Here is a 12079-nt window from a genome sequence, read left to right on the forward strand (position 1 = left end):
CGCCAAAAGTTGCTCCTATGTCAAGCGGCGGCGGTCTGAATGGCTCGTGGTTGGGGCGCAGTGTCGGTGATCAGGCGTTGATAGACGGTGCGGACCAGGCGGCGTCGGAGTGCTCGGAGGGCTGCGGTGGTGGAGTCGCCGGCGGCGCGGCGTTTGCGGTAGTAGGTGTAGCCGTCGCTGTCTTCGAGTCGGGTTTGGGTCAGGGCGATGCGGTGCAGGGCGGTGGTGAGTTGTCGGTTGCCGCAGCGCGGTAGCCGGACGCGGCCGGCGGTGTTGCCGGACCAGACCGGGATGGGGGCGGTGCCGGCGTAGTTGGCGTAGGCGTCGGCCGAGTGGAAGCGGGCGATGCCGGCGGTTTCGCCGACGATTTTGGCTGCGGTGAGTTCCCCGCAGCCGGGTAGCTGTAGTAGCGAGGGAACCAGTTCGCGGACTCGTTTGCCGATCTCGGTGGCCGTGGTGTTGATCCGGGTGGTCAGGGAGATGATCTCGTCGAGTTCTTCGCGGGCGATGTCGGCCAGCAGTCCGGTCTCGGTGGCCAGCTGTGCGGCGAGGATCTGTTGGTGTTTGTGCATGCTCAGCGAGCGTGGTTTGGGGGCGTAGGCGGGGTTGATTTCATGGACTCGCCACAGCAGTCGGTTGATTGTTGAGGTGCGTTGTGCGACAAACACTTCGCGTCGATCGACTAGTAGACGTATCTCGCGGGATCGGGGGTCGGCGCCGGCGGCGGGCAGGTTCGGTTCGCGCAGCACTGCCCGCGCGACGGCCAGAGCGTCGATGGGATCTGATTTGCCGCGGGTACGTGCCGAGGCACGGGTGTGGGCCATCATTTTGGTGGGTACCCGCACGGCGGTCTGGCCGGCGGTGAGTAGGTCGCGTTCGAGGCGGGTCGACATCTGTCGGCAGTCTTCGATGCCCCAGAGCAGGTCGGTACCGAACTGGGTGTGGGCCCATCGCATCGCGGCATGATGGCCGGCGGTGGTGGCCGGGGCGGTGAGTTGGCCTAGCTTTTTGCCGACGGGATCGACGGCAACAAATGTGTGTGAGCTCTTGTGTACATCGACTCCAACTACAACCATGGTGGTTGCCTCCTGATTTCAGAAACAGGGACCAGGGACGGTTGGGCCGGTCGGTGGGCAATCCTCAGTTGGGGGCGTTGCCACGCTCCTATCAAGCCACATCGGCCGGTCCTTCCCACCTGGTGTTGGCATAACTTTTGCAAGACCAGACATGCGCATCAATGCGATGCCGGCAGGCACATCAAGAGCCAAACACCAGGTGACCAGGACCCAACCACCGCTCAGGCGGCAACACAAGAGTCACACTGAGGGCACATCATCGGGGGTGGAGGGTGGCGACGAACCGGTCCATCGTGCGCTCGGCGATCGCGGTGATGGTCAGGGACGGGTTCACCAGCCCGGCGGCACCGGGCAGGAACGAACCGTCGACGACATAGAGGTTGTCGTAACCGCCGACGCGGCCGTTCTCGTCCGCGCCCTGACCCATCACCACACCACCGAGACCGTGATAGGTACAGGCCGCACCGAAGTCGGCAGCCTGCGGGTAGATCGGGATCCCGTTGGCAGGGAATCCGTATCGGGTCTCGGTCTGTTCGTGGAAGTGCCAGGCGAACTGCGATGCGCGTTGGTCGACGAGCGTGTTCTCGCGGGGGTACGGGAAATTGAGAACCGTCCGTCCCGTGGCGCGGTCGTAGTCGATCGTCCCGCGTTCATCGGTGTGGGTCTGGATCAGGTTCGTGGTGGAGAACCCACCGGCATACTCCGGGAACGGTGTGGCCTGATAGTTCATCGCGACCGGACCACCGGGCAATCGGTCCTCGTACATCTTGACGTTGCCCGGTCCGCCCTGGGCGGCCCCGTTGTCCTGACGGAGCGGAGTCCGCAGGATGAGGAAATCGCCGTTGGTGCCCCAGCCCCGACCGATGTTCGTCGACAGTGCCGGAAGTGCGCCCCGCGCCCTCGCCGAGACCAGAAGTGATGTGGTGTAGAAGGATCCGGCGGCCATGAAGAGGTGGTCGGCGTCGTATGTCGAGACACGGACCGTGTTGTGGTTCTCGTCGATCTCACGGGCCGTGACGACGAACCCCTTGCCCCGCTCGCGTGGCCGGATGTCGAACACCTCATGCATCGGTTTGATCGTGACGTTGCCGGTGGCCTCGGCTGCCGGCAGATAGTTGTGGTCGACGGAGTTCTTGGCACCGGAGTTGATGCCGTACGGTCCTTCGCCGACGCTGACCGACGCTTTTCGAAGGCCCCGCAGCTCCTCGCGGACGATGTCCCAGTCGACGGCGAAATCGGTGGGAACCGGCTCGGTTCCGTAGTCGCGCAACGTATTCAAAAACGCGCGCGCACCGCGGTACTGCGGATGCGCCAGGATGTCGGCGGGCAGCGGTGAGGTGCCCAAGACCTGTTTGGCCCGTGGATAGTAGGTAGCGACGAGTTCGTCGTAGTTCGCCGACGCCGGGAAGATCATGTCGAAATCGACCCGGCGCGGCACCGAGGTGAACATGCCGAATGCCAGTGATCCACCGCCGACGCCGGCCCCGTAGATCGCATCGACGCCGTTGCCGAAGATGCGGTCTATGAGGCCGGGATACGGGTTGATGGGCGGCGAGAGCAACCCGTTGATGTGGGTTCGCGTGCTGAACCAGGCGGCCCGCCCATCCGGCTGGTTCACGCTCGCAAAGGTGTTGCCGTCGGGTCGGATCGGCCATCGCCTGCCCCGCTCCAGAACAGTCGTCGACACACCGGCCTGGCCGAGCCGCAGCGCGGCCACCGCACCACCGAAACCGCTGCCGATGACGATCGCGGTCGGCGCCGATCCGTCGCCGGGAACCCCGCGGGCGCGCGCCGACACCCTGGCGGTGGCGGCCACCGCCACGCCGGCCGCCGTCGCTTTGAGAACGGCGCGTCTGGGAACGGACTGTCCGGACGAGATCGTCTGGCCGGCGCTCATGGTTCGCCTTCCCGAAGGGTTGGAAAACTTATAGCCCCGACGAAGCTTTCTGCCTAATCGCTTTCAGCATCCACACAGATCCGCTGGTCGACGATGCGTCGGTGAACTCACAGTGTCGCCACGAACCGGTCCATCGTGCGCTCGGCGATCGCGGTGATGGTCAGAGACGGGTTGACGAGTCCGACGGCGCCGGGCATGAACGAACCGTCGGTGACGTAGAGATTCTCGTAGCCGTGGATCTTGCCGTTCTCGTCGGCGGCCTTGCCCATGACCACCCCGCCGAGACCGTGGAACGTGGCGGCCGAACCGAAGTCCGCCTCCCGCGGATACACCGGGATGCCGTTGGCCGGACGCCCGAAACGGGTTTCGGTGCGCTCGTGAAAGTGCCCGGCAAACGCCATCGCCCGCCGGTCGCCGGTGGACCGGCCGCCGGGGAACGGGTAGTCGAGAACCGTCTTGCCGGCCGCGCGGTCGAACGTGATGGTGCCGCGGTCGGGGGTGTGGGTCTGCACCATGTGGGTGGTGGTGAACCCGCCGGCCACCTGCGGGAACGGCGTCGCCTGATAGATCATCGACACCGGACCGCCCGGAAGCCGGTCCTCGTACATGCGGGACAGACCCGGGCCGCCCTGGGCGTATCCGACGTCGTCCCGCAGCAGGGTCCGGATGATCAGGAAGTCGCCGTTGGAACCGAATCCGTCCCCGACGTGGGTGGACAGGTTCGGCAGGGTCCCGTTTGCCCGCGCGGTCACGAGCAGCGAGGTCGTGTGGAACGACCCCGCGGCCATGAACAGGTAATCGGCCTCGAATGTCGCGATGCTGACCGTGCGGTGTTGGTCATCGATGAGCCGGGCCTTGACCACGAACCCTTCGCGCGTTCCCGCGGGCGGATCTCGAAGACCTCGTGCATCGGTCTGATGGTGACGTTGCCGGTGGCCTCGGCGGCCGGGAGGTAGTTGTGGTCGATGGAGTTCTTGGCACCGGAGTTCACACCGTACGGTCCGCCGCCGACGGACAGGGACGCCTTTGCCCTGCCGGCCAATTCGTCGCGGATGATGTCCCAGTCGACTGCGAAGTCCTGGGGGACTGCTTCGACGCCGTAGTCCTTCAGGGTCTTCGTCCACACCCGCGCACCGCGATATTGCGGGTGAGCCAGGATGTCGTCGGGCATGGGACCAGCGCCGAGCATCATGCGCGCGGTCGGGTAGTGGTCCCGGATCAATTCGTCATAGCTCGCGACCGCGGGGAACACCATCTCGAAGTCGACTTTTCGCGGGGTGGGGGTGAACGCACCGAACGCCAGGGAGCCGCCACCGACCCCGGCGCCGTACACGGAGTCGATTCCGTTTCCGTGGATCGGTCGGTCGCGCTGTCGCGCGCCGGGACCCGGTCAGACATAACGCTTCTGCAGCTCGCGTTTGACGAGCTTGCCGGTGGGTGTGCGGGGCAGCGAGTCGACGAAGTCGACTGTTTTCGGCGCCTTGTAGTGGGCGAGCCGGGAGCGGACCAACGCGATCAGTTCATCGGCGAGTTCCTGGCTCCCGACGACGCCGGGTTCGACCTGGACACAGGCCTTTGCCACCTCACCGAGATCCGGGTCCGGGACGCCGATGATGCCGACGTCATAGACATCGGGGTGTCCGATGAGGATGTTCTCGGCTTCCTGCGGATAGATGTTGACGCCACCGGAGATGATCATGAAGGACTTGCGGTCGGTGAGGTAGAGGTAACCGTCGGCGTCGACATATCCGACGTCACCGCTGGTGGTCCAGGCGGGATGTTCGGGATGCTGTGCCTGTCGGGTCTTTTCGGGATCGTTGTGATACTGGAACGGGAGCTCGTCGCGTTCGAAGTACACGGTCCCGATCTCACCGGTGGGCAGTTCGGCACCGTCGTCACCGCAGATCCGGACGATCCCGAGCAGCGGTTTGCCCACCGATCCCGGATGCGCCAGCGAACCGGCGCTGTCGATGAATGTGGCGCCGGCACCCTCGGTGGACGCGTAGTACTCGTTGATGACCGGCCCCCACCACTCGATCATCGCCCGTTTGACCTCCGGGGGACAGGGCGCCGCGGCGTGGATGGCCGCCTTCATACTGCTGACGTCGTACTTCGATCGAACGTCTTGGGGCAGTTTCAACATCCGGATGAACATCGTCGGGACCCACTGACTGTGCGTCACCCGGTATTCGTCGATCAGTTGCAACGCGGTTTCGGCATCGAACCGATCCATCAGCACAACGGTCCCGCCCAATGAGTTCACCATGCCGCAATAACGCAGAGGGGCAGCGTGATACAGCGGTGCCGGGCACAGGTACACCGAGTCCTGATCGAAACCGTAGATGGCGGAGAAGACCGGCGTATAGGGGTCGAGGATCTCGTCGACCTGACCGTCCTGCAGCGGCACCTTGATGCCCTTCGGGCGGCCGGTGGTGCCCGAGGAATAGAGCATGTCCTGCCCGCGTGGCTGATCGGTGAGCGGCGCGTGCGACGCCTCGGCGAGGATCTTGTCGTAGGACTCGAATCCGGGGAGCTCACCGCCCCAGGCGATTCGGTGGCCGAGACCGGGAACCTCATCGGAACGGGCCACGGCGTCGGCGACGTCGGGGGAGGCCAGCAGCACCGCGGCGCCGCAGTCACCGAGGATGTAGTTGGTCTCCTCGGCGGTCAGATGATTGTTGATCGCGGTGACGTACATCCCCGAACGCAGTGCCGCCCAGTAGGTTACGAGCATGCGGATGTCGTTGTCAGAGACCATGGCGACGTTGTCACCGCGGCCGAGCCCGAGACCCCGCAGATAGTGCGCGAGCTTCGTGGAGAGCTGATCGAGCTCGGCGTAGGTGATCGTCTCACCCGTGGCGGGACGAACCACCGCGACCTTGTCGGGGGTGGTGTCGACAAAACTTCCCGGGAACATCCGCGACCTCCGGCTCTGGCGATCACGGCCGGACCGGCCGCGATATGTTAACCAGGACTATCACACGCAGAGGCGCCCGCGCCGGGGTTTCGGCTTCCGGCGAGGCCGGCGCGTGCCGGAGTTATTGGGACCGCCGTACCGATTCTTCGACGAGGTCGAGGACGGCGTGCAGGTCATCTGTGGCCGCACCCGACGCCAGCCGGGTGGTGAGGCCGTCGAGGATGAGGTCGAGGTAGGCGACCAGAACGCTCGTGGGCAGGTCATCGCGCAGGCGGCCGGCCGTACGCTGGCGCTCCAGGCGCGCCAGCGTGGCCGACTCCAGTTCCGCCGAACGTGCTTTCCATTCGGTGCGGAAACCGGCGTCGGTACGCAGCTTTCGGGCTATCTCCAGCCGCGTACCGAGCCAGTCGAAATCCTCGGGATGGTTGAGCATGTCCCGCATGACCTGAACCAGGCCCTCATTGGCCGCGACATCTGCCATGCGTTCGGCATCTTCGTGGGCCAGGGCCAGGAACAGTGCCTCCTTGTCCCGGAAGTGGTGGAAAATCGCACCCCGCGACAGGTCGGTTGCCTCCTCGAGCCGACGCACGGTGGCGCCGTCGTAGCCGAACTCGGCAAAACAACGGCGCGCACCGTCGAGGATCTGTCGTCGCCGGGCTTCCAGATGGTCTTGACTGACCTTGGGCAACCGACTGCGTCCGCTCTAGCTCTTGAGCATGTTGCGCAGCACGTACTGCAGGATGCCGCCGTTGCGGTAGTAATCCGCTTCACCCGGCGTGTCGATGCGCACCTTGGCGTCGAACTCGATGACCGAGCCGTCTTCCTTGGTGGCCGTGACCTTGATCGTCTTCGGCGTCCGGCCCTCGTTCAGCTCGGTGATACCGGTGAAGTCGAAGACCTCGGTGCCGTCGAGTCCCAGCGACGTGGCCGACTCACCCTCGGGGAACTGCAGCGGGATGACACCCATGCCGATCAGGTTCGAGCGGTGGATGCGCTCGAAGGACTCGGTGATGACCGCGCGGACACCGAGCAGGCTGGTGCCTTTGGCGGCCCAGTCACGCGAGCTGCCGGAGCCGTACTCCTTGCCGCCCAGCACGACCAGCGGGATGCCGGCCTTCTGGTAGTTCTGCGAGGCGTCGTAGATGAACGACTGCGGGGCACCCTCGAGGGTGAAGTCGCGGGTGTAGCCACCCGAGACGCCGTCGAGGAGCTGGTTCTGCAGGCGGATGTTCGCGAACGTGCCGCGGATCATCACCTCGTGGTTGCCACGACGCGAACCGAGCGAGTTGTAGTCTTTGCGCTCCACACCGTGGGCGTCGAGGTACTGCGCCGCCGGGGTGCCGGGCTTGATCGGACCGGCCGGGCTGATGTGGTCGGTGGTGACCGAGTCGCCGAGCAGTGCGAGCACGCGAGCGCCCTTGATCTCGGTGACCGGTGACGGTTCGACCGCCATCCCGTCGAAGTACGGGGCCTTGCGGACGTAGGTCGAGTTCTCGTCCCACTCGAAGGTGGCACCTTCGGGAGTCGAGAGGTTCTGCCAGCGGTGATCGCCCGCGAAGATCGTCGCGTAGGACTTGCGGAACATGTCCTGGCTGATCGCCGACTGGATCGTCTCCTCGATCTCCTGGGTGGACGGCCAGATGTCCTTCAGGAAGACGGGGTTGCCCTCGGTGTCCTTGCCGAGCGCGTCGGTCTCGAAGTCGAAGTCCATGGTTCCGGCGAGACCGTAGGCGATCACGAGCGGCGGGGAGGCCAGGTAGTTCATCTTCACGTCGGGGGAGATGCGTCCCTCGAAGTTGCGGTTACCCGAGAGCACCGCGGTGACCGACAGGTCGTTGTCGTTGATCGCCTTGGAGATCGACTCGGGCAGCGGACCGGTGTTACCGATGCACGTGGTGCATCCGTAGCCACCGAGGTAGTAGCCGAGCTTCTCGAGGTACGGCCACAGGCCGGCCTTCTCGTAGTAGTCGGTGACGACCTGCGATCCGGGAGCCATGTTGGTCTTGACCCACGGCTTGGTCGACAGGCCCTTCTCGACCGCGTTACGGGCGAGCAGCGCTGCGCCGAGCATGACCGACGGGTTGGAGGTGTTGGTGCACGAGGTGATACCCGCGACCACCACGGCGCCGTGGTCGATGACGAACTCGCCGAGCTCGGGGTCGCTGATCTTGATCGGCTTGGAGGGGCGGCCCTTGCTGCCGTCGGCTGCCGATCGGCCTTCGTTGGCGCCGTCGTCGGCAAAACACAGCGTTGCCGGGTCGCTCGCCGGGAACGACTCCTCGACGGCCTCGTCGAGCTGGGTGTGCTCGGCGTCGTTGTTCTTCTCCACATACGTGTGGATGTCCTTGCGGAAGGCGTCCTTCGACTCGGACAGCAGGATGCGGTCCTGCGGGCGCTTCGGGCCGGCGATCGAGGGAACGACCGTGCTCAGGTCGAGTTCGATGTACTCGGAGAACACCGGCTCGCGCTCGGGATCGTGCCACATGCCCTGTTCTTTGGCATAGGCCTCGACCAGTGCGAGCTGCTCGTCGCTGCGGCCGGTCAGGCGCAGGTAGTTGATGGTCTCTTCGTCGATCGGGAAGATCGCGGCGGTGGAACCGAATTCCGGGCTCATGTTGCCCAGGGTTGCGCGGTTCGCGAGCGGGACCTCGGCGACGCCGGCGCCGTAGAACTCGACAAATTTGCCGACGACTCCGTGCTTGCGGAGCATCTCGGTGGCGGTGAGCACGACGTCGGTCGCGGTGACGCCGGGCTGGATCTCACCGGTCAGCTTGAAGCCGACAACACGTGGGATGAGCATCGAGACCGGCTGGCCGAGCATCGCGGCCTCTGCCTCGATGCCACCCACGCCCCAGCCGAGCACGCCGAGGCCGTTGACCATGGTGGTGTGCGAGTCGGTGCCGACGCAGGTGTCGGGGTAGGCCTGGCCGTTGCGGGTCATGACAGTCGGTGCCAGGTACTCGATGTTGACCTGGTGGACGATGCCCATGCCCGGGGGGACGACCTTGAAGTCGTCGAACGCGCCCTGACCCCAACGCAGGAACTGGTAGCGCTCGCCGTTGCGCTGGTATTCGAGGTCGACGTTGCGCTCGAGGGCGTCGGCGCGACCGAACACGTCCAGGATCACCGAGTGGTCGATGACCATGTCGGCAGGCGAGAGCGGGTTGACCTTGGTGGCGTCGCCACCGAGGGCGGTGACGGCTTCACGCATGGTTGCGAGGTCGACGATGCAGGGGACGCCGGTGAAGTCCTGCATGATGACGCGGGCCGGGGTGAACTGGATCTCCGTGTCGGGCTCGGCGTTGGGATCCCAGTTCGCGATCGCGTTGATGTGATCTTTGGTGATGTTCGCCCCGTCTTCGGTGCGGAGCAGGTTCTCTGCGAGCACCTTGAGGGAGTAGGGGAGTTTTTCTGTTCCCTCGACCGCGTTGAGGCGGAAGATCTCGTAGGAGTTCTCACCGACGGTCAACGTGCCGCGGGCGCCAAATGTATCGATACTCATCGCTTACGTCAGCTCCAGTCTTGTTGTCTCACCGGCTGGGCAACGCCGGATCATTTCCCATGTCGGCGTCTTCACCGGCAGGAACGAATCGACGGGCTGCGCCGATCCGTGCTTCCTCCGATTCTAGCAGTACGAGCGTACTGGTAAACGGCGGGGTGACCTGGCGTGTCTCCAGTGGTGACGACACGCCAGGGGAATGCCGTACGCCGTCAATTGTGTCGTACTGTGCTGCCGTAGGTTGGACACAGGCTGAAGTCTCCGGAAACGACGGGGATTCGCCGTGGCCCCGAACGGAGACTGTAGGTAGATGGCACCGACGCCCAACTTGACGATCGTCCCGAGCGACGTCGACATCGCCGAGCTCTCGGCCGGGCTGGCCGACGAAGGTGTCGTCGCTCCGCCCGAGATGACCCCGGCGATCCTGGCGGCCGTGGCCCAGGCCCGCGACAAGGGCTACGACGTCCATTTCGTCGTCACCGACAAGATCTATCCACGCATCACCTATTACCGGGACATCGCCACGGAGTTGCAATCCGAGACCGGCGGGACCGTCATTGTGCTGGGCGGCAATTATGTGGGCAGTTCCAGCGACGAGTTCAGCCGCGTCGAACTCGAGAATGCCACCGACAATCTGGCGATCGCGAATCCGCCGCAGGCCGCGCAGCAGATGGTCGACCGGATGACCGATCAAACCGATGTGCCCTGGACCGTCGTGACGATGCTCCTCGTCGCCATCGTCGCGGTCGGCGCGGTCATCGCCCGCAAGTTGCAGTTGCGCAAGCGAACTGACCCGCAGTCGACGGCCGACGCTCCCGCGGACGCGGACACCTCGGCAACCGCCGACGCGGACGCACACCGGCTCTGATACGCCGGCTCTGATCGCACTTCCAGCGATGAATTCTGATTCACGCGACTGAACTACATAAATGTAATTCGCGCATGTCCAATTTGTTACCTTGCACATCTGTGGTGATCACAGGGTTTCTGCAGGTAATGACTGCGATGTAATTTGTGACTCATGTTTCCTTGGTTGTTTTTGTGACGTACGGTTCGTATGTCACCGATGGGGTTAATGGGGAAGTTGATCACCATCGTGGCGATGGCCGGGTGCGTACCGCTGCTTCCGCAGCGATATCGGCGCACTCGTCAGATCTGCGAGGGAGTCAATTAGTGAGTCGAGGGAAGGCGTTACTGCCGCGAAAACGTGGCATTCGAGTGTCCTCGGTGACCGCGTTACTGGCAGTGGTGACGGTCACCTGTGCACAGTTGGCCACGGGAACCGCGGTCGCCGCTCCGCCGAGCAGTGCGGAGCAGATCGCCACACTGATCAATCAGATCGCCGAGACGAACCAGACGATGGTCGATCTCGACGGCGAGGTCGCGGTCAAGCGAGAAGCCGTGAACAGGGCACTGGTCGATCTGCAGAATGCCCGGGAGTCCGAGCGGCTCGCCGGCGTCGCCGTCCGCGGTGCCCAGGAGGCCCTGAAAGAGTCCTCCGGCGCCATCGCCTTCGCGCAGAACGACTTCGATGCGTTCATTCGCGACCTGTACGCCATGGGCAACAGCCAGGGTTCGCTGCTCGGCTACCTCTCGGGTGACCCCGGCGCGCTGCTCGACCGCGCATCGGTCGTCGACCAGATCAGTCGCGATCAGCAGGCCACCATCGCCCGGCTGCAGCAGGCCCGCAACGAAGAGGCGAACCGCGCGGCCACCGCCAAGGCCACCGAGCAACAGGCCAAATTCGCAACGGCCTCGGCCGAGACCCGGCAGGCGGACGCACAAACCGCGATCGCCGCGGCCACCGAAGCGGTCAAGGCCGAATATGCGCGGCGCGCGAAGCTCGAGCAGGACCGCGCCGCCGCACAGGTCGAATTGGACAAGCTCCGCGGCCAGCCCGCAGCCCCGTATCCCGGAACGCCGACCGCGATCCTCCCGGACCAGCAGGCCGCCATCGAGCAGAAAGCACACGAAGACGCCCTCCGGGCCGCCGGTGAGGCCAGTGCCAGGCTGGCGCTGGACACCTCCCAGCAGGTCCTCGCCGCCATCATCGGCTCGATGACACCGCCGCACACCGACATCGGGACCCCGGCGCCGAGCGTGCCCACCCCGTCTGTGCCGCAGGTACCCACACCGACGGTCCCGACCACCCCCACGACACCGGTCGTGCCGGGCGCCTCCGGACCGGCGGCGGTCGAGATCGTCGTGAACCGCGCGCTCTCGCAACTCGGTGTCTCCTACTCATGGGGCGGCGGAAATGCGAACGGCCCGACACTCGGTATCCGGGACGGCGGCGTGGCCGATTCATATGGCGACTACAACAAGGTCGGATTCGACTGCTCGGGCCTGATGATCTACGCCTTCGCCGGCATCGGAATCTCCTTGCCGCACTACACCGGTTACCAGTACACGTCCGGCCCGCAGTTCCCGCTCTCGCAGATGCAGCGCGGCGACATGATCTTCTACGGCCCGAACGCCAGCCAGCACGTGGCGCTGTATCTGGGCGGCAACCAAATGGTCGAGGCCCCGCAGTCCGGTGACGTCGTGAAGATCTCGCCACTGCGCACCAGCGGTGCGATGCCCTATGTCGTGCGTCTGACCTGACACCGGCGGGGTCGTCCGGGTGCCTCCAGTACCCTCGGTTCAGTCAGGACAACGATCGATCAGAACCCCGGAGGGTTTCGGTGACC

The 12079-nt window shown here is 65.0% G+C and carries 7 protein-coding genes and 1 pseudogene; 2 read left to right on the top strand and 6 right to left on the bottom strand.

The window, feature by feature from the left end; genetic code table 11:
- Nucleotides 1-20: 20 nt before the first annotated feature.
- The 6 genes and pseudogenes from AC51GR_RS15190 to AC51GR_RS15215 form a co-directional block, all read right to left on the bottom strand.
- On the bottom strand, nt 21-1076 hold the full coding sequence (locus AC51GR_RS15190; RefSeq protein WP_496323328.1) for an IS110 family RNA-guided transposase: 1056 nt from the start codon (nt 1074-1076) through the stop codon (nt 21-23).
- 256 nt (nt 1077-1332) lie between these two features.
- Entirely contained in the window at nt 1333-2973 is a 1641-nt protein-coding gene (locus tag AC51GR_RS15195) for a GMC oxidoreductase (RefSeq protein ID WP_496325478.1), read from the bottom strand.
- Nucleotides 2974-3080: 107 nt separating this feature from the next.
- Nucleotides 3081-4363 (bottom strand): annotated as a pseudogene (locus AC51GR_RS15200) (GMC oxidoreductase); the annotation flags it as partial.
- The gene (locus AC51GR_RS15205; protein ID WP_496325479.1) at nt 4364-5890 is read right to left on the bottom strand and encodes an AMP-binding protein; all 1527 of its coding nucleotides are present in this window, start codon (nt 5888-5890) and stop codon (nt 4364-4366) included. It abuts the pseudogene before it with no gap.
- Between the two features lie 121 nt (nt 5891-6011).
- On the bottom strand, nt 6012-6578 hold the full coding sequence (locus tag AC51GR_RS15210; RefSeq protein ID WP_496325480.1) for a TetR/AcrR family transcriptional regulator: 567 nt from the start codon (nt 6576-6578) through the stop codon (nt 6012-6014).
- 15 nt (nt 6579-6593) lie between these two features.
- Nucleotides 6594-9392, bottom strand: a complete 2799-nt coding sequence (locus AC51GR_RS15215; RefSeq protein ID WP_496325481.1) for an aconitate hydratase — start codon at nt 9390-9392, stop codon at nt 6594-6596.
- Nucleotides 9393-9699: 307 nt separating this feature from the next.
- Here AC51GR_RS15215 and AC51GR_RS15220 point away from each other — a divergent pair, with 307 nt between their 5' ends.
- Both AC51GR_RS15220 and AC51GR_RS15225 read left to right on the top strand, forming a co-directional pair.
- Nucleotides 9700-10257: an Rv1476 family membrane protein gene (locus AC51GR_RS15220; protein WP_496325482.1), complete on the top strand. Its 558-nt coding sequence runs from the start codon at nt 9700-9702 to the stop codon at nt 10255-10257.
- 359 nt (nt 10258-10616) lie between these two features.
- Entirely contained in the window at nt 10617-11993 is a 1377-nt protein-coding gene (locus AC51GR_RS15225) for an NlpC/P60 family protein (protein ID WP_496325483.1), read from the top strand.
- Nucleotides 11994-12079: the final 86 nt, after the last annotated feature.

It is taken from the genome of Williamsia sp. z71, assembly GCF_059553375.1.